Source organism: Mesorhizobium sp. WSM4841, assembly GCF_055811515.1.
This window is the reverse complement of the sequence record NZ_JBVVQC010000008.1, coordinates 114,424-136,039: the sequence shown is the minus strand read 5'-3', so window position 1 is coordinate 136,039 and position 21,616 is coordinate 114,424. Positions and strand designations below refer to the sequence as shown.

At 62.9% G+C, this 21,616-nt stretch carries 21 protein-coding genes; 12 read left to right on the top strand and 9 right to left on the bottom strand.

Translation table 11 applies throughout. The features are described 5' to 3' along the window. Positions 1 to 213: 213 nt before the first annotated feature. Positions 214 to 912 (bottom strand): HisA/HisF-related TIM barrel protein, encoded by a 699-nt coding sequence (locus AC0L14_RS12395; RefSeq protein WP_473526834.1) that lies wholly within the window; start codon positions 910 to 912, stop codon positions 214 to 216. Positions 913 to 968: 56 nt separating this feature from the next. On the opposite strand from AC0L14_RS12395, the gene AC0L14_RS12390 reads away from it, so the two are divergent. Further along, positions 969 to 2,018, top strand: coding sequence for a hydantoinase/oxoprolinase family protein (locus AC0L14_RS12390; protein ID WP_473526833.1), 1,050 nt, complete (start codon positions 969 to 971; stop codon positions 2,016 to 2,018). Positions 2,019 to 2,032: 14 nt separating this feature from the next. On the opposite strand, the gene AC0L14_RS12385 is transcribed toward AC0L14_RS12390, so the two are convergent. The 4 genes from AC0L14_RS12385 to AC0L14_RS12370 are packed head-to-tail and all read right to left on the bottom strand — an operon-like array spanning position 2,033 to position 6,410. Then, entirely contained in the window at positions 2,033 to 2,623 is a 591-nt protein-coding gene (locus AC0L14_RS12385; RefSeq protein WP_473485501.1) for a DUF447 domain-containing protein, read from the bottom strand. A 3-nt stretch (positions 2,624 to 2,626) separates the two neighbouring features. Then, positions 2,627 to 4,021, bottom strand: coding sequence for a DUF6513 domain-containing protein (locus AC0L14_RS12380; protein WP_473526832.1), 1,395 nt, complete (start codon positions 4,019 to 4,021; stop codon positions 2,627 to 2,629). Beyond that, positions 4,014 to 4,565, bottom strand: coding sequence for a flavoprotein (locus AC0L14_RS12375; protein ID WP_473485499.1), 552 nt, complete (start codon positions 4,563 to 4,565; stop codon positions 4,014 to 4,016). The genes AC0L14_RS12380 and AC0L14_RS12375 overlap by 8 nt, the downstream gene beginning before the upstream one ends. A 3-nt stretch (positions 4,566 to 4,568) precedes the next feature. Next, entirely contained in the window at positions 4,569 to 6,410 is a 1,842-nt protein-coding gene (locus AC0L14_RS12370; protein WP_473749632.1) for a (5-formylfuran-3-yl)methyl phosphate synthase, read from the bottom strand. 222 nt (positions 6,411 to 6,632) lie between these two features. Here AC0L14_RS12370 and AC0L14_RS12365 point away from each other — a divergent pair, with 222 nt between their 5' ends. The 6 genes from AC0L14_RS12365 to AC0L14_RS12340 all read left to right on the top strand — a co-directional run bounded on the left by AC0L14_RS12365 (position 6,633) and on the right by AC0L14_RS12340 (position 11,817). Beyond that, the gene (locus AC0L14_RS12365; RefSeq protein WP_473526830.1) at positions 6,633 to 7,883 is read left to right on the top strand and encodes an ABC transporter substrate-binding protein; all 1,251 of its coding nucleotides are present in this window, start codon (positions 6,633 to 6,635) and stop codon (positions 7,881 to 7,883) included. A 66-nt stretch (positions 7,884 to 7,949) separates the two neighbouring features. After that, positions 7,950 to 8,876 (top strand): YVTN family beta-propeller repeat protein, encoded by a 927-nt coding sequence (locus AC0L14_RS12360; protein ID WP_473526999.1) that lies wholly within the window; start codon positions 7,950 to 7,952, stop codon positions 8,874 to 8,876. Positions 8,877 to 8,971: 95 nt separating this feature from the next. After that, positions 8,972 to 9,427, top strand: a complete 456-nt coding sequence (locus tag AC0L14_RS12355) for a cupredoxin domain-containing protein (RefSeq protein WP_473526829.1) — start codon at positions 8,972 to 8,974, stop codon at positions 9,425 to 9,427. A 100-nt stretch (positions 9,428 to 9,527) separates the two neighbouring features. Continuing rightward, positions 9,528 to 10,316, top strand: coding sequence for an ATP-binding cassette domain-containing protein (locus tag AC0L14_RS12350; protein ID WP_473485495.1), 789 nt, complete (start codon positions 9,528 to 9,530; stop codon positions 10,314 to 10,316). A 41-nt stretch (positions 10,317 to 10,357) separates the two neighbouring features. Further along, complete coding sequence (locus AC0L14_RS12345) at positions 10,358 to 11,188, top strand: ABC transporter permease (protein ID WP_292185303.1); 831 nt, start codon at positions 10,358 to 10,360, stop codon at positions 11,186 to 11,188. Then, a complete protein-coding gene (locus AC0L14_RS12340; protein ID WP_473485494.1) occupies positions 11,188 to 11,817 on the top strand; it encodes a hypothetical protein in 630 nt (209 codons plus the stop codon). The genes AC0L14_RS12345 and AC0L14_RS12340 overlap by 1 nt, the downstream gene beginning before the upstream one ends. 27 nt (positions 11,818 to 11,844) lie before the next feature. Here the strand turns inward: AC0L14_RS12340 and AC0L14_RS12335 are convergent, their stop codons facing one another. The 4 genes from AC0L14_RS12335 to AC0L14_RS12320 form a co-directional block, all read right to left on the bottom strand. Continuing rightward, positions 11,845 to 12,045: a hypothetical protein gene (locus AC0L14_RS12335; protein WP_095518885.1), complete on the bottom strand. Its 201-nt coding sequence runs from the start codon at positions 12,043 to 12,045 to the stop codon at positions 11,845 to 11,847. A gap of 269 nt (positions 12,046 to 12,314) precedes the next feature. After that, positions 12,315 to 13,127: an oxidoreductase gene (locus tag AC0L14_RS12330; protein ID WP_473485493.1), complete on the bottom strand. Its 813-nt coding sequence runs from the start codon at positions 13,125 to 13,127 to the stop codon at positions 12,315 to 12,317. A 69-nt stretch (positions 13,128 to 13,196) separates the two neighbouring features. Continuing rightward, positions 13,197 to 14,501 carry a beta-ketoacyl-ACP synthase II gene (gene fabF, locus AC0L14_RS12325; protein WP_473485492.1) on the bottom strand — a complete coding sequence of 435 codons (1,305 nt, stop codon included), beginning with the start codon at positions 14,499 to 14,501 and terminating at the stop codon, positions 13,197 to 13,199. 47 nt (positions 14,502 to 14,548) lie between these two features. Further along, the gene (locus AC0L14_RS12320; RefSeq protein WP_473749630.1) at positions 14,549 to 15,127 is read right to left on the bottom strand and encodes a TetR/AcrR family transcriptional regulator; all 579 of its coding nucleotides are present in this window, start codon (positions 15,125 to 15,127) and stop codon (positions 14,549 to 14,551) included. 124 nt (positions 15,128 to 15,251) lie between these two features. Here AC0L14_RS12320 and AC0L14_RS12315 point away from each other — a divergent pair, with 124 nt between their 5' ends. The 5 genes from AC0L14_RS12315 to AC0L14_RS12295 all read left to right on the top strand — a co-directional run bounded on the left by AC0L14_RS12315 (position 15,252) and on the right by AC0L14_RS12295 (position 21,589). Next, positions 15,252 to 15,710 carry a nuclear transport factor 2 family protein gene (locus AC0L14_RS12315; RefSeq protein WP_473485490.1) on the top strand — a complete coding sequence of 153 codons (459 nt, stop codon included), beginning with the start codon at positions 15,252 to 15,254 and terminating at the stop codon, positions 15,708 to 15,710. A gap of 445 nt (positions 15,711 to 16,155) precedes the next feature. Further along, positions 16,156 to 16,575, top strand: coding sequence for a hypothetical protein (locus tag AC0L14_RS12310; protein WP_473749629.1), 420 nt, complete (start codon positions 16,156 to 16,158; stop codon positions 16,573 to 16,575). Between the two features lie 79 nt (positions 16,576 to 16,654). Continuing rightward, positions 16,655 to 17,719 (top strand): efflux RND transporter periplasmic adaptor subunit, encoded by a 1,065-nt coding sequence (locus AC0L14_RS12305; RefSeq protein WP_473749725.1) that lies wholly within the window; start codon positions 16,655 to 16,657, stop codon positions 17,717 to 17,719. 2 nt (positions 17,720 to 17,721) lie between these two features. After that, a complete protein-coding gene (locus tag AC0L14_RS12300; RefSeq protein ID WP_473485615.1) occupies positions 17,722 to 20,832 on the top strand; it encodes an efflux RND transporter permease subunit in 3,111 nt (1,036 codons plus the stop codon). A gap of 142 nt (positions 20,833 to 20,974) precedes the next feature. After that, positions 20,975 to 21,589, top strand: coding sequence for a TetR/AcrR family transcriptional regulator (locus AC0L14_RS12295; RefSeq protein ID WP_473485488.1), 615 nt, complete (start codon positions 20,975 to 20,977; stop codon positions 21,587 to 21,589). Positions 21,590 to 21,616 lie beyond the last annotated feature (27 nt).

The following is a 21,616-nucleotide window of genomic DNA, read 5'->3' as shown; positions in this document are numbered from 1 at the left end:
GTCGGATGGTCTGTTGCGCCGCCTGAAAAAGCTTCTGGGCCTTTAGAGCATCGGACCCCAAAACCTGCCCTCGGAATTGACCCGAGGGTTCGGAACCGGTTTTGGGAAATCCGATGCTCCAGCAAAGAGATAGAGCGGCGAGACGATCGACTTGAGAGTTCGCCGCTCTAATCCAAGGCAGTTTCCGAGGCCGAAGTTCGAGATCACGCGATGTCAGGTGCCAAGCGTTGCGAGGTGCCCCGGGGTGAGCGTGCCGTCATGCAGCGAGGTCGCGACCAGCGCCGCGGCGATACCGAGTGACGAAAGGGCGCGAATGTCAGCCTCGTTGCGCACCCCGCCGGCCGCGATGACGGAGCGGCTTCCAGCCTTCGCCTTGATTGCCTCAAGCCGCGTGAAATCGGGACCGGAGGCGGAGCCGACCTTGGCCAATGTCATGACGATCACCTTTTGCGGCCAAAGCTCCGGCTCGTCGAGAAATGATGCCGGACCGCGAAACCCGTCGTCGAAGAAATCCAGCGACAGGATAAGCTCCGGATGATTGCAAAAACGCCGCAACAACGCGTCGTCTTGCTGCGATTCGGAACCCAGCACCGGGTAAAGCCAGGGCTGGGCAAGTGCTGCCGAAAGGGTTTTCTCGTCGGCGAAGCCGGCATCGACCCAAAGCTCCGGCGGCTCCGCCATCGCCTTCAGCCGGGCAAGCGCGCCGCTGTTTGGCGTTCCGCCTTCGATGGCATCGAGATCGGCGATATAGAAGGCCGGAAAAGGATAAAGCCGGCGCAGCCCTTCGGCGACCGCGACGGCATCGGAACTTTGACTGAGCGGCGTGACGATCGGCCTGTAGCGATCGCGTTTTCCTTGCTGGGCGCGGACCACCTCGCCGCCTTTCAGGTCAAGAACCGGAATGATACGCAACGCTCTTTTTCTCGCTGACCAACTGCCCCTGACCAACTGTGATGAAAGCTTGAACCGTGGAAAAAAGAAAGAGCATCGTTGCCGGCTTCGATATTGGCGGAGCCCATCTGAAGGTGACGCGTGCGCAAGACGGCCGCATCGTCGAGGCAGTAACGATCGCCACGCCGCTCTGGCAAGGGCTCCATTCCCTGACCTCGGCATTCGAGGAAACGGCTCCTATCTATGCCGGCGCCGACCTCAACGCATTCACCATGACCGGCGAACTGGTGGATGTCTTTCCGTCCCGCGATGCAGGCGTCGCGGCTCTGCTGGATGAGATTTCAACCCGTGTCGCAGGCGAAAACTTGATCTATGCCGGGCCGTCCGGCTTTGTCGGGGTCGAGCAGGCAGCGCGGCTGAGCAGCGATGTCGCCTCCGCCAACTGGCACGCGACAGCGTCGTTGGTGGCGAAGCTCGCTGGCGATGCTCTGTTCGTCGACATGGGCTCGACCACCACCGACATTATCGCCATCAAAAATGGCTCCGTCGCCAATGACGGCTACACCGATGCCGGACGGCTTCTGAGCGGCGAACTGGTCTATACCGGCTTCACCAGGACGTTCCTGTTCGGCGTCGCCTCGTCGGCCCCCGTCCGCGGCAGGCTGACACCGCTGATGAACGAGTATTTCGCCTCGATCGCCGATGCGCACCGTATCCTGGGGGTGCTCGACGAGAAGGACGACAGGCACGCGTCCGCCGACGGCAAGGAAAAGACCGTCGATGGTTCGATAGCGCGGCTGGCGCGCATGATCGGGCGCGACGCCGCCGAGCTGACCCTGCCGGAATGGCATGAAGTCGCACGCTGGTTCAGCGAACGGCAATTGCGCAAGATCCACGACGCTGCGTCCCTGGTTGCCGGGTCCCTGGTCGCCGGGTCCCTGGCCCGGGATGCGCCGATCGTCGGCGCCGGAACCGGCCGCTGGCAGATCAGGCGGCTGGCCGAACGCATGGAACGCCGCTTCGTCGATTTCGCCGAGATCGTCCCCGCAGATGACGCCATTCGCGGCGAAGCGAGCAGCGTGGCGCCTGCGTCCGCGGTGGCGCTGTTGGCGGGATCTCCATCATAGGCGCTCTACCTGGTTCAGCCCCGCGCCTCCTCGCCGGGAGACCCCTTGACCGACAGGTGATCGCCGACACGCTGCATCAGCCAGTCCCAGGCTTCCTTTTCGCCCTCGCCCGCGGTCTTTTCGATGGCGATTGAAAGGTAGGCGATTTCCGCCTCGATCTTGTCGCGCGGCAGCATGCCGAGCCGGCTGACCAGGATGGCCAATTCCAGCACCGCCGCCTTGGCGCGGTTGAAGCCGGTGAACGGCGCATGCGTCTCCTCCTGCACCACGCGGCAGAAATGGCGAGGTCGCATAGCATCGCCGTCGACACTTTCGACTTCGAGGACCGAATGCGCGAGCGCCGCCTCGAGCCGCGGCACCGGAGATCCATCGACGGCAACGGTTGGCCAATGCTTGCGCCCGGTCAGGCAGCCGGCAAAGATACGCACGTCATCGGTGTAATTGGCGATGGCGAACGGCACTTCGGCGAGATTGTCGAGCGTGATCGACGGCCGGAACGGCGCGATGACCCAGCCGTCCTTCTCGGCGATGATGCCGATCGGGGCGATGTGGACATCGCCGGCCTTGTTGACGGTGGTGATGATCGATTCGCGAATGTAGGGCATGGTTTAGCGCTCTTTCTTCGCGCGGAGCGTGTGACCTGCTTCCGCAAGGCGGGTGCGGTCGGTTTCGGGACCCGGCGCGGCAACGCCCCATGCGAGCGGCTCGTCCTGCACATAGCGCTTGCCGAGGCGCCACGCGATCTCGGCTTTCATCAGTTCCGCGCCGAGATAGAACGCGTGTGCGCCATCCGCCTCAACGCCAAGCCCGGCAAAGAGTTCGAATGCATCCGTGGCAACCGCATGCCCTTTGCCGTTGAAAACATGGATGCCGTCCTCGGCGGTCATGATGCGGAAGTTGGTGTCGCGCACCTCCGCCGCGAGTGCTGCGATATCCTCGGTCGAGGCCGTAAACGGCTTGCGGTCGTGAACCTGCAGGAGCCCTGGATGGTAACTCCGCGGCAGCGCACCGTCGTTCTTCGCCGCGAACAGGATGCGACGGGCAATATCGTGCTCCTCGATCGTTCGCAGCGTGTGCGGGCTGACATGCACGGCAAGCACGTTTCGGATCTGAAGTTCCGAGCAGAGCCCGGCCAGAACGGCGGTAACGCCGGAACTGTCGGCGTCGGTCAACTCGGTGAGATTGCCGGTGCCCATCAGCAGTTCGACCTCGGGCCAGCGGCGGCGCGCCTCGATGAAGCGGCCAAGTGACGTCGCAAAGCCGAAATGGATTGGGTCGAGCACGGGGTCGGCGATGAAGGCGACGCCGGCCCTTTGCGCCGCTTCGATGGCACGGCCGAGCGAATCCAGGTCGCCGGGGGTGGACGGGATCAGCACTGGTACGGCCTTGCAATCGAAGGCCAACGGCAGCGTGTTCTCATCGAGGCTGAGAAGATAGTCCGCACCGGCGCGTGCGCCGATCGACAGTTCGTCCGTGCTGGCCGAATCGACACTGACCAGAAATCCCTGTGCCTTCAGCTCGACCACAGCCTGTTCGAGCAATGGAAACGGCGTTTCCGGCAGGCAGCCGAGATCGATGACGTCGGCGCCGGCTGCGGTCAGCGTCTGCGCCCTCGCCACGAGCGCCTCGACCGACAGCATCGGCGCATCGACGATTTCGGCGAAGATGCGCATGTCATGACGCGAAAGATCAGGCGGCTCGCCCGCCCGGCCGAGAAAGGCCGGCAGATCGGCGATCTCGTCGGGACCGCGGACGAAGGGCACGCCGAAATGGTTCGACAGATGCTCGATGTCGCCGCGATAGCGGCCGGGCAGGATGACGCGGTCGGCGCCGCCTGTCAGGCTGAGCCGCCGCTTGATGATATCTTCGCTCATCAGCGCCGCGACCTTGACGCCGATGTCGATGATCTCCCACGCAAATTCAGTTTCGCCCAGCCCGGCCAGCAGCCTTTCCAGCCGGACCTTGGCCAGATGGCCGGTAAGAAAGGCCAGCCGCTCAGCCATGGCTTGCAAGTTCGGCGTGGCGCCGTCTGACCGAGGCTTCGAGATCGGCAAGCGACTCGACCACCTGGGTCCGCTCGAAACTCTTCAGCTGGTTGGTATTCTCCAGGTCGATCCGGCGCGGATAGACCTTGACCAGCCCATGCGGCGCCATGGTTTCGAGTTCCGGCGCGGTGTCGCAAGCAAAGACGATGGCCGGCACCCGGCATTTTCCCGCCTGGGCAAAGACATTGGTGGCGAGCGTGTCGGAAATGCCGTGCACGCATTTGGCGACCGTGTTGGAACTGGCCGGCGCCACCACCACCGTGTGATAGACACCGTGATAGAATTCGCCGACCGGGATCGCGCTCGCCGTCTTGTCGTGCAGCACGCGCGTCGTCTCCGGGAAATCAAGCTTCAGCTTGTACATGCGCAGCACTTCGTTGGCGGCTTTCGACACGAAGACATCACAATGCTCGAGCTGGTGAATGAGTGCGAAGCTCTCCGTAAAAAAATGACCGGAACCGGTCAAAACCCATGCCCAGCGCGGCGTATGCAGCTCCGCCATCGCCTACCCTGCTTTTCTTGCCGGCCGGATCGGAGCCGCGATCGCGATGCCGGGCAGATTGCCCGACGCGAGTAGCGCCCCGGCTTCGGCTGCATCTTTCGGACCGGCGAGATGGAAATCGACACCGTCGGGCAGCATGGCGGCGAAGCCGGCGTCGATGATTCCTCTGACTGCCAGGCTGTCGATCGTGTCGCTGCCGAGGAAGGCCCCGGTCTGCTTGATCAGCAGCAGCGCATTCGCGCCGAGCTTGCCGGCAAGCCAGGCGGCAAGGGAATCGGAGGTAACATCCCAGGACGCCGGAATGTCCGGCGCCGCCAGCGCCAATGACGACGGCAGCCACACCGGCACCTTCCCCGCGTCCAGGGCTCGCAGCATTTCTTCCAGCGACCGTGCCGGCGCCAGCCTTTCGTCACGGTCGAGGATGACCTGGCCGAACTGCTCCATGGCGAGGATCGCCATGGCGTGGGCGGCGGTCTCGGAAAAGTCCATGCGGAACTGCATCTCGCGCACCTGGTCGGCAAAGAGGCCGCCGCCGGGCACGATGACGATCGGCAGCTTGGAACCCGCCAGCGCCGCGATCCAGCTTTCCATTTCCGCCGCATGGACCGTGCTGCCGCCAAGCTTGACGACGGCTGGCTTGACGGCGGCTCGCCTCACGACCTCAGGCCTTTCCTGTCGCGGCTGGGAAGCAGCGCTTTGCTCTTTTCGGCCGGCAGGGCCGGAGGCGACGCCGCGGCCCGCCGCTTGGCGCTTGCGTTCGATCTCGACGCCGACGCCGCCTGGGCCGAGTTCGAGTTTTTCCACCCTTACCGTGACGCGCACGACACGCGGGTTCTCCAGAATGTACGTCGCCACCTGCTCGGCCAAGGCCTCGCTAAGCTGGATGTGGCCCCGCGCGACGATGGTGCGAATGCCGTCCATGATGATGTCGTAGGAGAACACATGGCGCATGTCTTCGGGATGGTCGGTGACTTGCAGCACGTCGGCGGTCACGTCGAAGCGCACCTTCTGTGTATGGCCGTGCTCGAAACTGTAAGCGCCGATCTGAACCGGCAGGACAAAGTCCCGCACGAAGATCTTGTCGGTGCCCAGTGTCGGGTCGGTGCCCGGCGAATAGCCCCTCGCCGCCAGCAGGCGGTAGTCGACGCTCGACGCGCCGCCCGCCCGGGATGCTTCCGGGACCAGCTCGCGGATCTGCGAAACCGCCTCGGCTCTGATCGAACCCACGCGGCCGGAGTTGCCGCACAGTGCCCCGCGAAAGCCGAGAAAATCGGGAGCGAAGGGCAGCAGGCGCGGAATGTCTGGGGCTTCCAGCGATCCGCTCAGCCCAACCATGAGACCAAGCGATTTCGTTCGATCGATGAATCCCGGGATACGCTCGGGCGGCAGATGGTCGAGCAGCCGCCCGTTTGCCTTGTTCGCAGTGTCGACCATGGCGCCGTAGAAGCGATGTTTGGCAAAGTTCGGCAGAAGCTCGAAATCCGGCGCCAGATCGGCGAAAAGCACGGCGATCAGCTTCGTTCGCGCGGCGAGCGGTTCGAGCGCTGCCGCGCAGGCGGCGGCATTTGCCGACGGAAAAAAGCCTATCTTGACGTAATCGACACCGGTCGCAGCGATCTCTTCGGCCTTGGCGCGGATCGTCTCCGGTTCCATCGGCAGGTCGCCGCAGACCGCGCTGACCGGCGCCCGGCCGGCGATGAATGAAATCGTGCGGCGGATGGTTTGCGTGGATACCGCGCCCAGCGCTCCCGCCTTCGGCTCCTTCAGGTCGACGATGTCGACGCCGCCCGAAAGCGCGATCTCCGCCTCGTCGACGCCGGTGACACTGGCCAGCATTCTGGTCATTGGACTTTCTCCGGCATGAGGGACAGGACGCTCTCGGGCCCGAATACCGAAATCCGCTCGGTTGCCGTTCCGGCGAGCAGGCATGGCACTAAAGCAGACGCGAGACGTCCACTTTCAGGGTTTGATAAAGTTTGCGGGTCAGCTAAGCTCATCACGGGCACCTTGACTTCGCGCCGCTCCGACAACAATCGGACTTTAGCGCAAGATGGGTAATTTTTATCGATGACAAGCGCGGTGCCGGGCACTCTCGCGGCCTTTTTGTGCTTTTTTTCCCTGACCGTCAACGTTCCGCGCGCGCCAGCCCAGGAGGCGACGGGCGGGCAACCGGCTGCAACGGCCAAGCTTGAAAAAAAGCTGACCGAAATCAAGATAGGCTATTTGCGCGCTTATGCGCCGCAGCTGGCCTTGTCGGTGCTCGACGTCCCGCCGCGCGATGAAGGCGTTGCCGGCGGCAATGTGGCGATTGCCGACAACAACACGACCGGCAGCTTCCTCGGCCAGAAATTCAGCCTCGACGTGACCGAGGTAAAGCCGGACGCGGATGTCGTTGCGGCCTTCCAGGAAATGATCGCCAGAGGCGACCGCTATGTGGTCGCAGACGTCTCGGCCAGGCAATTGCTGTCGATCGCCGATCTTGCCCGCGACAACGGCGTTTTGATCTTCAATGCCGGCGCCACCGACGACAGTCTCCGCGAAGAGGAATGCCGCGCCAACATCTTCCACACCATCCCGACGCGCAGCATGCTGGCCGACGGGCTGGCGCAATATCTCATCTGGAAGCAATGGCGGCGCTGGGTGCTGATCTACGGCTCGCACGAGCGCGACCAGCTTTTTGCCGAGGCGCTGCGCCGGGCGGCGACGCGCTTCGGCGGCGAGATCGTCGGCGAAAAGCTGTTCGAGGATACCGGCACGGCACGGCGGACCGATTCCGGCGTCGTCCAGATCCAGCGGCAGATGCCTGTCTTCACCCAGGACCTGCCGGAGCACGATGTGTTGCTGGTCGCCGATGAAAGCGAGGTGTTCGGCACCTATGTTCCGTTCCGCACCTGGACTCCGCGGCCGGTCGCCGGCACCGCCGGCCTCACCCCGTCGGCCTGGCATCCGGCCAGCGAGCAATGGGGCGGCACCCAGATCCAGAACCGCTTCGCCAAGGCAAACGGCCGCCGCATGATGTCGAAGGACATGGCGGCGTGGACCGCGGTGCGCATTCTCGGCGAGGCGGCGACCCGCACGCAGGGCGCCGACCCGCGCAAGATGGCCGACTTCATCCGCTCAGACGATTTTTCGATCGCCGCCTTCAAGGGGCAGAAACTGACTTTCCGCAAGTGGAACCAGCAGTTGCGGCAGCCGATCTTCATCGGCGACAACAGGTCGGTCGTCTCGACATCGCCGCAGGAAGGTTTTTTGCACCAGGTGTCGGAGCTCGATACGCTCGGGGTCGATGAGCCGGAAACAAAATGCGTGCTTGAGTAGAACCAATTGGGAGGAATTTCGGTGCAGAGACGAGCTTGCGCACTCGCCATTCTCGCGACCGGCTTCATGGCCGGCCCGGCGTCGGCCTACATGGCTTATGTTTCCAACGAAAAGGACAACACGATGAGCGTCGTCGACACCGCGACGATGCAGGTGGTGAAGACCGTCAACGTCGGGCAGCGTCCGCGCGGCATCACCATCTCGCATGACGGCAAGCACATTTATCTCTGCGCCAGCGACGACGATTCGATCGAGGTGATCGACACGGCAACCCTGGAGATCGTCGATACCTTGCCCTCCGGGCCTGACCCGGAGCTCTTCGTGCTCTCGCCTGACGGCAAGACACTCTATGTCGCCAATGAGGACGACAATCTAGTCACCGTCATCGACATAGAGAGTAAGAAGGTGCTGTCTGAGATTCCGGTCGGCGTCGAACCGGAAGGCATGGGCGTCAGCCCGGACGGAAAGACCATGGTCAATACGTCGGAAACGACAAACATGGCGCATTTCATCGATACGACGACCCACGAGATCACCGACAACGTGCTGGTGGATACGCGTCCGCGCTTCGTCGAGTTCACCCCCGACGGCAAGCAGGCCTGGGTGAGTGCCGAGATCGGCGGCACTGTTTCGGTGATCGACAATCAAACGCGCGAAGTTGTCCAGAAGATCACCTTCGAGATATCAGGCCTGAGGGCCGAATCCATCCAGCCGGTCGGCGTGCGCATCACCGCCGACGGCAAGAAAGCCTATGTGGCGCTCGGACCGGCCAACCGCGTCGCGGTAATCAACACGCAGACATACGAGGTCGAGAAATACGTGCTGGTCGGCCAACGCGTCTGGCAGCTCGCCTTCACCCCGGACCAGAAAACCATCATCTCGACCAACGGCGTGTCGAACGACATCACCTTCATCGACGTGGAGACCGACGAGCCGGTGCAGTCGGTGACCGTCGGCGCGTTGCCGTGGGGCGTCGTCGTCTCGCCCAATTGAACCAGCCCAATTGAATCAACACAGCCAGAAAAACAGCAGAAGGGCAGGAAATCATGCGGAAATTTCGGGTAGTCGCATTCGCTGCATTAGTGGGTATGGCACTCACGCAGGGCCAGGTCTGGGCGCAGGACGGCGATGACGATGACGCAGCCGCCGGTGCGGCCACCAAAAACGATGCCAGCCCCGAAGCCGAGAAGGCAACCCGGGCCAGCAAGGACGTGCCGGAACTTATCCTCGGCACAAAGCAAGACCAGTTCACCGCCAACCAGAAGGATTTTCAGCTGATCGCCGGCCAGGGCTATCGCTGGAAGATCACCGCGGCGGGCGGGCTGGAGTACAAATTCCATACCGACCTGTTCCGCAATGTGTGGAACAACCAGATCGTCGTCAACGACCTCGAGGTGCACATGAACGGCGCACCTGCATGGCTCGAATTCGACGCCGACGGCACCATCCAGGTACAGTTCACCACCGTGAGGCCCGGCATCTACACATGGTCGGTGCCCGACCTCGCCGACAGGGGCATGAAGGGCACGATCACGATCAAGTAGGATCACCGGAAAGCGAGACCTTCGCGATCGGGCCCGGTGCGCTAGACTCCTGGTGCGCCAGGTGCGCTAGATTATCGTCGACGACAAGGAGCCAGCCGGCGTGCAGCATGTGAGGACAAGCGGACCAGGAGATGAGGTGGCGGCGCTCGATGTCGCCGGCGTCAGCCATTCCTATGGTTCGAAGCGGGCGCTCAACGACGTCTCATTCTCGATCGCGCCGGCGACCTTCACCGTTCTTCTCGGCCTCAACGGCGCTGGCAAGACAACCCTGTTCTCGCTGATCAGCCATCTTTACGACACGCGCCGCGGGTCGATCCGCATCTTCGGCCATGACGTCAGCCGCGCTTCGGGCGAAGCGCTCAGGCGTGTCGGTATCGTGTTCCAGGCACGCACGCTCGACCTCGATCTCAGCGTCCACCAGAACCTCTCCTACCACGCCGCGCTGCATGGCATCGGAGGACGTGAGGCCCGGCAGCGCATTGCCGCGCTGCTCGATATGGTCGACATGCAGGACCGGCAGCATGACAAGGCACGCAGCCTTTCCGGCGGCCAGATGCGGCGCATCGAGATCGCCAGGGCGCTGCTCCACCGCCCGTCCCTGCTGCTGCTCGACGAGGCGACGGTCGGTCTCGACATCCAGTCGCGCGCCGGCATTCTCGCCACCATCCGCAAGCTCGTCGAAACCGAGGGCATCGGCGTGCTGTGGGCGACGCATCTGATCGATGAGGTTGAAGACGGCGACCATGTCGTCGTGCTGCGGCAGGGCGAACTGGTCGCCAACGGCAAGGTGGCCGACGTCGTCAGGACGAGCGGCGCCGGTTCGATCCGCGACGCCTTTTCGAGGCTCAGCCGCATCGAGGCCGCCGGCATCGCGGAGATATCGCCATGAGCGCTCCCGCAATCCCCGAAAAAGTCGCCGGCATCGTGCCGATGAAGTTCGAAAAATTCGGCCTGCGCCACTATCTCATTTGCCTCAAGGGCGTCGTCCTGCGGGAGTGCCTGCGCTTCCTGCACCAGCGCGAGCGCTTCATATCCTCGCTGGTTCGGCCGCTCATCTGGCTGTTCATTTTTGCCGCCGGATTCCGGCAGGTGCTCGGCGTGTCGATCATCCCGCCCTACAAGACCTATGTCCTCTACGAGGTCTACATCACGCCGGGTTTGTGCGGCATGATCCTGCTGTTCTCGGGCATGCAGTCTTCGTTGTCGATGGTTTATGACCGCGAGATGGGCAACATGCGCACCCTTTTGGTCAGCCCCTTCCCGCGCTGGTTCCTGCTGGTGTCGAAGATGCTCGCCGGCGTCTCCGTATCGATCGCGCAAGTCTACGCGTTCCTGATCGTTGCCTGGTTCTGGGGCGTCAAGGCGCCGCCGATCGGCTATCTCATGGTTCTGCCGGCGCTGTTCCTGTCGGGCATGATGCTTTGCGCGCTCGGCATGCTTTTGTCGTCGATGATCAAGCAGCTCGAAAATTTCGCCGGCATCATGAACTTCGTCATCTTTCCCGGCTATTTCGCTTCGCCGGCGCTCTATCCTTTGTGGCGCATCCAGGAGGCGAGCCCGCTGCTTTACAAAATCTGCCTCGCCAACCCGTTCACCTATGCCGTCGAACTGATCCGCTTCGCCTTCTACGGCCAGATTAACTGGCTGTCGCTGGGCGTCGTCGCCGGCTGCACGCTGCTGTTCCTTGCCGCCGCAATCATCGCCTATGACCCTTCGCGCGGCCTGATGACCCGCAAACAGGACACGGGAGGAAATGCCTGATGGCACGAATGAGCCTTGTTCGCAGCCTGGCTGTGGTTGCCATGCTCGCGCCGGGCGTGAACGCCATGGCGGCGAACACCGATCCGGACTGGCCTTGCATACAGCGCAAGGTGCCGCAACTCTCGCTCGGCCAGATCTGGAACGGGCCGGAGCTGCCGCCAGCGGCGAAGGACTTGTCGAAAGACCCCGGTATCTCCGCCCTGGTCGAGGAGGTGGCAGCCCGGCGGATACCGATTGCCGAAGCCCAAAAGAAGATCAAGGATTTCGCCGCCTCGCTGCCGGCCGAGCAGCTTGCGCCGAAGATGGCGATGCTGGTGCAGGGCATGTTCGATCACATGGACGCCGAGCGTTCTCACGTGATCTCAGGCATTTCCCGTTACGCTCACAAGCAGCTCGAAATGGCCGCCGCGTTGCGCAAGGAAGCGTCCGACGTCGATGCGTTGCGAGCAAAGCCCGATGCAGATCCAGACGAGATCGAACGGCGAACCGAACAGCTGAAATTCGCAACGCGAATTTTCAACGAACGCGTCCAATCACTGACTTACGTCTGTGACGTGCCGACGATCATCGAGCAGCGGCTTTATCAATTGTCCAAAGTCGTCTCGGAAACGCTCGCCGCGAAGAAGTAAAACCTCATTTGCTCTTCGCGGCGGATCTCACGATCCCCGGCCGGGCAGCACGCGCCAGCGCTGCACGAAATAACCGGGATGCGTCTCGATCCACTGGGCTACCAGCGGCTGCGCCTGCATGAAGGCGGTCCCGGGATTCATTGCCAGGCCGTCCACCATCTGTTCGCGTTGTTCACAGGTCTGCGGCACATCCGTCAGGCAGACCATCATAACCAGCGTGTAAAGCATTACCCCTTGTCCCCATCGAATCCCGAACCCCATGCCCGGGAGGTTTCAGTGATACCGACCAGTCTGCAGGGGTCGCACATACAGATCGCTTACGGGTGTGAAAGCACGTGCCCCCGCTCTTTCGCACTGCAACATAACATGTCGCTTATCTAACTCCAACGACCGCCGGGCGTTTTCCAGAGCAATCGCGTCAGGCTGCGCCGCGCCAACGTGGCGCCAATGTTTCCAGCCCCGATCATTCCGATCATCACGGGGTGTCGTCGATGTCGTCAGACCGGCAACCCGTTCTGCTTTCGCAGGCTTTTGTCGAATGCCGATGCGGGGACGAAACGGCGCAGGAAACTGACCTGGCGCGCCATTTTTCCCGCCGCATAGCGCCTCTTCGGAGCGCGATCGGTCGCAGCCGCCAAAACCGTCTTGGCTACCACTTCGGGCGAATCGCCTTTTTCCATTGCTTTCCGCACGACTGCGTTCATGCCAGCGCGCGCAGCGTCATAGATATCAAGCAACTGGTCCGGCTTGGCGAGATTATCCTCGAAGGACGTGCGGGTATAGGCGGGTTCGACCAAGGCAACGCGAATCCCGAACGGGCGCAGTTCATGGTCGAGCGATTCGGAATAGCCTTCGATGGCATGTTTGGTCGACGCATAAAGCGCGAAATAGGGAGCTGGAATGAACCCCTGCACCGAACTCAAATTGACAATTCTACCCTTGCCTTGACGGCGCATTATCGGCAGGACCGCGTTGGTCACGCGGAGCACGCCGAAGACGTTCACATCGAACAGTGCCTGAGCCTGGACCATTGAGGACTCTTCCGCGCCACCAAACAGACCCATACCGGCATTGTTGACGAGCAGGTCGATGCGCCCGGTCTCGGCCAGCACGTCATCGACCAGTTTCGCCACGGACGCGTCATCGGTCACGTCACTGGCCAGCATGGTTAGGCCGTCGGAGTTTTTGGCTGCGCGACGGCTGGTGCCGAACACGCGGAAACCGGCGCTTTGCAAAGCTATGGCCGTCGCGCGTCCGATGCCGGAAGACGCCCCCGTCACCAGGGCGACGCCAGGATTGGTCTTGTTCATGGAAATCATTTCTTTCTTTGGGTTGGACTGATTTTGGATTGGCATGGAAGAAGCACGAAAAGGTCGGAGTCAGTTATGAGCGCCTCTGGCGTTCGCACCGGCCAACTCGTCCGTCCAGCGCCTGAACAGCGCGCTGGCGTTGACGCCGCCAAAGCCGAAGCCGTTGGCGATCGCGTAGTCCATTGCCATCGGCCGGGCTTGGTTTGCGACGAAGTCGATGCCGTCACCGGCCGGATCCGGCGCGCTCAGATTGAGAGTTGGCGGCGCCACCTGATCCCTGAGCGCCAGCATGGCGAAGATGGCTCCAAGCCCGCCGGCGGCTCCGAGCAGGTGTCCGGTCGCCGATTTCGTTGCGCTGACGGCGATGGTGGAATCTGCGCCGAAGAGTGTTTTGATCGCCGCGATTTCCCCGAGATCACCGACCGGCGTGGAGGTCGCGTGCGCATTGAGGTGGCCAACCTCACGCGGCGAAATACCGGCTTGGGCAATTGCGATCTGCATGGCTCGGCGCGCCCCGTCGCCATCCTCGGGACCGGAGGTGACGTGATGCGCATCTGCCGTCGTGCCGTAGCCGACGAGCTCGGCGAGCGGTTTCGCGCCGCGCGCCAGCGCGTGGCTCAACGCCTCGATGACCAGCACGCCGGCTCCTTCGCCCATGACGAAGCCGTCCCGCGACACGTCGAAAGGCCGTGACGCCTGAGCCGGCGCCCAATTGAAGCCGGTTGAAAGAGAGCGTGCGGCAGCAAAACCACCGAGACTGACGATGTTCATGCAGGCTTCGGTTCCGCCGCACACGGCGATATCGGCCTCGTTGGCGCGGATGAGGCGGGCCGCATCGCCGATCGCCTGGATGCCGGCCGCGCACGCCGTCACCGGCGCGCCGAGTGGCCCCTTGAAGCCATGGCGGATCGAGATGTGGCCCGCCGCGAGGTTTACCAGGAAGGACGGCACCGTAAACGGCGACAGGCGGCGGACGCCGCGCTGGTCGACCGTGCGCACCGCCTCGGTTATGGCGGGGAACCCGCCGATGCCGGACGCGATGATCGTGGCCGTGCGCAGGCGATCCGCTTCAGAGACGGGCGCCCACCCTGCTTGCGCGAGGGCCTCTTGTGCAGCGGCGAGCCCGAAGAGGATGAACCGGTCTACCTTGCGCTGGTCTTTTGGCGCCAGAACGGCATCCGGATCGAAACCAGCATCCGGATCGTCTTCCAGCGAGGGAACCACCCCGCCGATCTTCGCCGGCAGCTCTCCCACCACATCGTCCGGAAGCCTGCGGATGCCGGAGCGACCGGCCAGGAGCCGCGACCACGACGCGTCGACATCGGCTGCAAGCGGCGTGACTGCTCCCATGCCTGTAACAACAATCCGTCGCATCTATTTTCCTATCAATTTGGGTGCGCCGCCAGCGCTGCGCACGCCGTTCAAGCGGCGGCTGCTTCGCGGACCTGTTCGGTCGCCGCGTCCAGAAAGGCCTGGGCGAGGTCCGGGTCGTTGACGACGCGCGATAGCGTCAGTGCACCGACCATCGTCGAGAGAATGGCCATGGCCTTTCTATCGGGCTCCTCACCATTGGCCTCGGCAATGAAACGGCCGAGGATTTCGAGATGCTCCTTGATCCCGGCTTCGAACGACGCTTTCACGTCGCTGCCCTGTCTGGCGGCATCCGAACCGAGCGCGACAATCGGGCAGCCGTGCATCTTTTCTCCGCGATGGTCCATACTGAGGTAGAATGCGATCACCGCGCCAAGCGGATCCTCGGATTTTGCCGCAGTCGCGGCCGACCACCGCAGCGTGGCGCTCTCCATCGCCCGCCTGGATGCCTGCGCCGCCAGATCGTCTTTGGATGCGAACTGCTTGTAAAACGCGCCTTGGGTCAGCCCGGCAGCCTGCATCAGGTCCTTTAGGCCGATGCCGTCAAAGCCGCGCTCCCGAAAAAGCCGGCTTGCCACATTGATCACTGTTTCGCGGTTTTCCGCCGCCTGAATGCGACTCACACGCATGTCGACCTCCTTGAATTAGCTTGCGTTCGACATCTATAGCAGGTATAGAGTTCGAACGCAATCCAATTTGGTTACGCGCCGGTCCCTTGGTCAAGCCATCGAACAAATTTGGAGGAGAGGTCAAATGCTATACAGTTATGTTGTCGAGAAATCGATCCGGCAGAGCTTCGACCACGTCAACAACCATCGCTGGGATGAGGCGGTGAAAGCACTCGTGCCGCATGTCCATCACCGCGTTTCCGGCTCCCACGCGCTTGGTGGTGAGCGCCACGACAAGCAAGCCGTGCGCCGCTGGTTTGAGCGCCTCGGCCGCGTCCTGCCCAATCTCCATCTCACGGTCAATCACGTCTGGGTGAAGGGCTGGCCGTGGCATACCACCGTGTTTGCCCAGTGGGACGGCACCGCAACGCTGCTCAACGGCGACGCCTCCTACGTCAACAGTGGTCTCCACGTGTTCACCCTGCGGTGGGGCAAGGTCTATGCCCTTGAGGAATTCTACGATTCACAAGCTGCGGCCCGCGGTCTTGCCGCCCAGGCCGCAACTGGCCTCGAAGAAGCTGCCGCCGAACCAATTGTAGGCTAGCAGAAGCGCAGTCAGCGGCCCGCAGCGTAACCGCGGGTACGCTACCCGTGGCCATGCCGGGCATCGCCCGCAGACGACCCCATCAGCGCGCTCCCGGCCGCCGCTTGCAGGAACCGTTCGACAGCCGCTCGTCGTTGACGGCCCGCGAGACCGCCGGCGGGTGGCGTTCTCCATCGCCCGCCTGGACGCCTGCGCCGCCAGATCGGATGCGAACTGGTTGAAAACGCGCCCTGGGTGAGTTCGGGCAGCCACCATCAAAGTCCTTTAAGGCCGATGCCGTCCAAGCCGCGCTACCGAAAAAGCCGGCCTGCCGCATTGATCGCCGTTTCGCGGTTTTCTGCAAGCGACTCACACGCATCATCACTTTTTCTCTTTTTTTAGATTGCATTCGTAATCTATCTTCGATATAGAGTTCGAACGCAATCTAAAAAGAAGGAGATACGAGATGATCCGCAAAGCCCTGAGCGCCTCGGTTTTGGCCGCGCTGTTTCTTGCCGCCCCGGCATTTGCCGAGGAAGCCACCATAGGACGCCCGATCGAAGCCGGCAGCCTGCATGAGGGACACCTCGACCTGGTCGTCTATTACGTCCCGGTCGACGGCGACCTCCTGGAGGTCACCGCCACCTTCGCGCCGAAGATCGGCGGCGATCCGCAGCGCGTCGTCATGGGCCTCGCCGACGGCGACACCGTCGCCTTTTCGATGCCGGGCTACCGCGGCCCGCTCTACGCGTTCGCGCGGTCCGGCGAGCAGGTGACGGTGTCGTCCGAGACCGACATGCGCGCCGATGCCAATGCACTGACCCGCCTTGCAGACGGCAGCCTGCGTGCTGCTGGCCGAGAACTCGCGTCCGTCGGGCCGATGTAAAGGTCAAACGCAATCTTTTTGAGAGGCGACGAACGTGAAAAAGAGACCCGCTGTTGTGCTGGGGGGCGTGCTGATCGCGATGTCAGGAGCGGCGGCATTCGCCACATTTGCCATTCCTACGCAGGGAGCCTCCGCCGTAGGCGACCCGAGGCAGGAACCGCCGATCGTCAGACTGGTGACGGCAGCGCCGGTGAAAGGATCCGAACGCGGGTTCACCGGTATTATCGGCGCGAGGGTGCAGAGCGATCTCGGCTTTCGGGTCCCCGGCAAGATCGTGGAGCGACTCGTGGATGTGGGTCAGGAGGTCAAAGCTGGTCAGCCACTGATGCGCATCGACGACACCGACCTTCGCCTCGCGCTCACGGCGAAGCGCAACGCCGTTGCCGCAGCGCGCGCAACAGTCGTTCAGACGGAACCGGATGAACGGCGATACGCCAGTTTGCTTAGGGATGGATGGGTCCCCCGACAGCGCTACGAGCAGGCGAAGGCCGCGGTGGATACGGCCGAGGCGCAACTCGCCGCCGCCGAAGCCGATGCACGGGTCGCCGAGAACGAAGCGATCTACGCGGTCCTGCTGGCGGACGCGGATGGAACGGTAGTCGAAACGCTTGGCGAGCCGGGGCAGGTCGTCTCCGCCGGCCAGAAAGTGGTCCGGATCGCCAAGGCCGGCTCCCGCGAAGCAGTGGTCGCGCTTCCCGAAACGATCCGGCCGGCGATTGGGTCGGCGGCCGAGGCCAGCGTGTATGGCGGCGATGGGCGTCGTTATACGGCACATCTCCGGCAATTATCGAACTCCGCCGATGCCCAGACCCGTACCTATGAAGCCCGTTATGTGCTCGACGGTGAGGCCGCGGCAGCACCGCTTGGCGCGACGGTAACCATTCGGCTTGCAAGCCAGGCACGCCAGCGGGAGGTCCAGGTGCCGCTGGGAGCCGTGCTCGATGACGGCGAGAAGACTGGCGTTTGGGTCCTGGACAACGCCACCTCGACCGTACAGTTTCAGCCCGTCAAGCTTGTTCGTGTGACCAGCGAAACCGCTGTGGTCTCCGGACTGAACTCCAGCGATCCGATTGTTTCGCTCGGCGCTCATCTCCTGCAGGAGGGCGCTCGCGTCAGGGCTGCGTCCGAAAGCGGGGGCAACTGATGATGAACCTAAATCTCTCCGCGATCGCCGTTCGCGAACGCGCCGTTACCCTGTTCTTCATCCTCCTGCTGGTGGCCGCCGGCGCCTACGCTTTCGTCATGCTCGGGCGGGCGGAAGACCCCAACTTCACCATCAAGACCCTGACGGTCACGACGGCATGGCCGGGCGCAACGGCGCGCGAGATGCAGGACCTCGTCGCCGAACCGTTGGAGAAGCGGCTTCAGGAGATGACCTGGTACGACCGGGTCGAAACGACCACACGGCCGGGTTACGCGTATATGACGGTCACGCTGAAGGACAGCACACCGCCATCTGTCGTGCAGGAGGAGTTCTACCAGGCTCGTAAGAAGCTCTGGGATGAAGCCCGCAACCTGCCGTCCGGCGTCTTCGGCCCCTTCGTCAACGACGAATATTCGGATGTAAGCTTCGCCCTTTACGCGCTGAAGGCGAAGGGCATGCCGATGCGTGAGTTGGCGAGACAGGCCGAGGCGATCCGCCAGGACCTCCTGCACGTGCCCGGCGTCAAGAAGATCAACATCCTTGGTGAACGTCCCGAACAGATATTCGTCGAATTTTCCTACGCCAAGCTGGCTACCCTCGGCGTGTCGGCACAGGACATCGTCGCCGCCTTGCAGCGGCAGAACACCCTCACGCCGGCAGGCTCGATCGACACCCAGGGGCCGCGGGTCTTCATCCGGGTCGACGGCGCTTATGACAGCGTTCAGGCGATCGCCGACACGCCGATTGCCGCTGCGGGGCGGACGCTAAAGCTCTCCGATATCGCCGAAGTCCGGCGCGGCTATGAAGATCCTCCTACCTACCTCATCCGACGTCAGGGTGAGCCCACCATCATGCTCGCGGCTGTCATGCAGGAGGGCTGGGATGGTCTCGCGCTCGGCAAGGCGCTGGAGGACAGGACAGCAGCTATCGCACAGACACTGCCACTTGGGATGACGCTCGACAAGGTCACTGACCAGGCCGTCAACATCACCTCTGCGGTCGACGAATTCATGATGAAGTTTGCGATGGCGCTCGGTGTGGTGCTCTTGGTGAGCCTGTTGAGCCTCGGCTGGCGCGTCGGCATCGTCGTGGCGGCTGCCGTCCCTCTGACGCTTGCCGTCGTGTTCCTCATCATGCTGGAGACCGGCCGGTTCTTCGACCGCATCACGCTCGGCGCCCTCATCCTGGCGCTCGGTCTTCTCGTGGACGACGCCATCATTGCCATCGAGGTGATGGTGGTGAAGATGGAAGAAGGCATGGACCGCACCAAGGCGGCGGCCTATGCGTGGAGCCACACTGCGGCGCCGATGCTGTCCGGAACGCTGGTGACGATCGCCGGCTTCCTGCCGGTGGGCTTCGCGCGCTCGACGGCCGGCGAATACGCCGGCAACATCTTTTGGGTCGTAGGGTTCGCCCTCATCGTCTCCTGGATCGTAGCGGTGGTCTTCACACCTTACCTCGGCGTCAAGATGCTGCCCGCGATCAAACCGGTCGAAGGCGGTCACCACGCGATCTACGACACACCCAATTATCGGCGCTTGCGGCGGCTCATCACCTTCGCCGTGCGCCACAAGTTCATAATCAGCGGTGTCGTGGGCATCGCCTTTGTGCTTTCCGTTGTCGGCATGGGCTCTCTCAAACAGCAGTTCTTCCCGACATCCGACCGCCCCGAAGTGCTGGTGGAGGTTCGCCTGCCTGAAGGCACCAGCATCGAGACGACGACCGCTACGGTCGAGAAGCTCGAAGGCTGGCTGGACGACCAAGCCGAGGCTAAGATCGTCACGAGCTATGTCGGTCAGGGCGCACCCCGCTTCTTTTTCGCAATGGCGCCGGAACTGCCTGATCCTGCCTTCGCCAAGATCGTCGTGCTGACCCAGGACGCCGAGGCGCGTGAGGTGTTGAAGCACCGCCTCCGCGAGGCGGTGGCAGAGGGGCTTGCACCCGAGGCCAATGTCCGCGTCACGCAACTCGTGTTCGGCCCCTACACGCCATTCCCGGTCGAGTTCCGGATTATCGGACCCGATCCCGTGCAACTCTACAGCATATCCGAGAAGGCGCTCGACATCATGCGGGGCGTCCCGGACGTGCGTCAGGCCAACCGCGATTGGGGCAATCGCACACCCGTGCTCCGCTTCGTCCCGGATCAGGATCGACTGAACCTGATCGGCCTGTCGCCGGCGGAGGTGGGCCAGCAACTCCAGTTCTTGCTCACCGGCATCCCCGTTACGCAGGTTCGCGAGGACATCCGCAACGTCCCCATCGTCGCACGCAGCGCCGGCGGCGAGCGGCTGGATCCGACACGTTTGGCGGATTTCTCACTGATGAGCCGGGACGGTCGCCCGATTCCGCTCGACCAGATCGGCCATTCGGAAATCCGTCTGGAAGAGCCGATCCTGAAGCGCCGCGATCGCACGCCTGTCATCACGATCCGCTCGGATGTCAACGAAGCGACTCAGCCTCCAGAGGTTTCCAAGGAGATCGTGAAGGCCCTTCAGCCGCTGATTGCATCCCTTCCGGCCAGCTATCGCATCGAATTGGGCGGATCGATCGAGGAGGCCGAAAAGGCCAACACCGCGCTGGCTAAAGTCTTTCCGGCAATGATAGCCGCCATGCTGATTGTTATCATGCTGCAGGTGCGATCCTTCTCGACGATGGCCATGGTGATGCTGACGGCGCCACTTGGCCTCGTCGGCGTCGTGCCGATGCTGCTCACCTTCAACCAGCCCTTCGGATTCAATGCCATTCTGGGCATGATAGGACTGGCCGGCATCCTGATGCGCAACACGCTGATCCTGACCGAACAGATCAAGGAGAACCGTGCTGCCGGCCTTGACGACTATCACGCCGTGATCGAGGCCACGGTGCAACGCACGAGGCCCGTGATCCTGACGGCACTCGCCGCCGTGCTGGCCTTCATCCCGCTCACGCACTCCGTCTTCTGGGGATCGATGGCCTATACGCTGATCGGCGGCACGGCGGTCGGCACGGTGCTGATCCTGCTCTTCCTTCCCGCGCTCTATGCCGCGTGGTTCGGCATCAGGCCGACTGCTGACGAGGTCCGTGAGGGCGCGGCGGAGGAACTGGAAATGCACACGGCAATTGCTGCTGAATAGGGCCCTGTTGTCGAGCAGGCGGATCAAGATTTCGCCGCTGGCTTTGCCTGAACATACGCAGGGCCAGTCGCACGACCTTACCGCTTGCAAATGATCGTTCAGGGCGAGCCCAGCAGATCCATCATCAGTTCTGGAGACACCCATGAATCATCCGGTCGGAACGCAAACGGATCCCGACGAGGTGCGCGCTCGCATCCTGGAGGTGGCGGAGGAGCATTTTCGCCGCATCGGCTACCATAAGACGTCGATAGCCGACATCGCCTCCGAACTCGGCATGAGCCGGGCGAACGTCTACCGTTTCTTTTCCTCCAGGGATGCAATCAACGAGTCCATCTGCAGGCTGGTCGTGAACGAGGTCGCGGACATCGCCGTTGCGATCGCACGCACCAACGCGCCGGCCTTGGAGAAACTCGACCGGCTCCTGACCGCCGTTCACCAGCACAACAAGACGAAATTGATCAAGGAAAGAAGCATGCACGACTTGATCGTCGCCGCCATGCACGAGAATCGGGCGGTCATTAAGGCGCATGTCGAGCAAATGCTGAAAATCCTTGAGGCGATCATTCGCGAGGGGACCGAGGCGGGCGAACTCAAGGTCGAGGACCCGGCAGAAGCGGCGCGTGCGGTCAACACCGCGTTCACGCCGTTCTTCCACCCAATTCTGATCGAGCACTGCGTTCAACACGGCGAAGACACCGAAGAGGGCCTGCGCGCGCAGATTCGCTTTATCCTGAAAGCTCTCGGCAAATCGGACTAGGCGTCCTGGTAGGTGGCTGCCAGCGGC

Bases quoted from the DNA above. Each gene is read 5' to 3' on its own strand.
- AC0L14_RS12385 (WP_473485501.1), bottom strand. From the start codon at position 2,623: ATGCCCTACATTCGCGAATCGATCATCACCACCGTCAACAAGGCCGGC.
- AC0L14_RS12295 (WP_473485488.1), top strand. From the start codon at position 20,975: ATGAATCATCCGGTCGGAACGCAAACGGATCCCGACGAGGTGCGCGCT.
- fabF (WP_473485492.1), bottom strand. From the start codon at position 14,501: ATGCGACGGATTGTTGTTACAGGCATGGGAGCAGTCACGCCGCTTGCA.
- AC0L14_RS12345 (WP_292185303.1), top strand. From the start codon at position 10,358: ATGAAGTTCGAAAAATTCGGCCTGCGCCACTATCTCATTTGCCTCAAG.
- AC0L14_RS12380 (WP_473526832.1), bottom strand. From the start codon at position 4,021: ATGGCTGAGCGGCTGGCCTTTCTTACCGGCCATCTGGCCAAGGTCCGG.
- AC0L14_RS12330 (WP_473485493.1), bottom strand. From the start codon at position 13,127: ATGAACAAGACCAATCCTGGCGTCGCCCTGGTGACGGGGGCGTCTTCC.
- AC0L14_RS12355 (WP_473526829.1), top strand. From the start codon at position 8,972: ATGGCACTCACGCAGGGCCAGGTCTGGGCGCAGGACGGCGATGACGAT.
- AC0L14_RS12300 (WP_473485615.1), top strand. From the start codon at position 17,722: ATGAACCTAAATCTCTCCGCGATCGCCGTTCGCGAACGCGCCGTTACC.
- AC0L14_RS12365 (WP_473526830.1), top strand. From the start codon at position 6,633: ATGACAAGCGCGGTGCCGGGCACTCTCGCGGCCTTTTTGTGCTTTTTT.
- AC0L14_RS12335 (WP_095518885.1), bottom strand. From the start codon at position 12,045: ATGCTTTACACGCTGGTTATGATGGTCTGCCTGACGGATGTGCCGCAG.
- AC0L14_RS12320 (WP_473749630.1), bottom strand. From the start codon at position 15,127: ATGCGTGTGAGTCGCATTCAGGCGGCGGAAAACCGCGAAACAGTGATC.
- AC0L14_RS12360 (WP_473526999.1), top strand. From the start codon at position 7,950: ATGGCCGGCCCGGCGTCGGCCTACATGGCTTATGTTTCCAACGAAAAG.
- AC0L14_RS12375 (WP_473485499.1), bottom strand. From the start codon at position 4,565: ATGGCGGAGCTGCATACGCCGCGCTGGGCATGGGTTTTGACCGGTTCC.
- AC0L14_RS12340 (WP_473485494.1), top strand. From the start codon at position 11,188: ATGGCACGAATGAGCCTTGTTCGCAGCCTGGCTGTGGTTGCCATGCTC.
- AC0L14_RS12315 (WP_473485490.1), top strand. From the start codon at position 15,252: ATGCTATACAGTTATGTTGTCGAGAAATCGATCCGGCAGAGCTTCGAC.
- AC0L14_RS12305 (WP_473749725.1), top strand. From the start codon at position 16,655: ATGTCAGGAGCGGCGGCATTCGCCACATTTGCCATTCCTACGCAGGGA.
- AC0L14_RS12370 (WP_473749632.1), bottom strand. From the start codon at position 6,410: ATGACCAGAATGCTGGCCAGTGTCACCGGCGTCGACGAGGCGGAGATC.
- AC0L14_RS12310 (WP_473749629.1), top strand. From the start codon at position 16,156: ATGATCCGCAAAGCCCTGAGCGCCTCGGTTTTGGCCGCGCTGTTTCTT.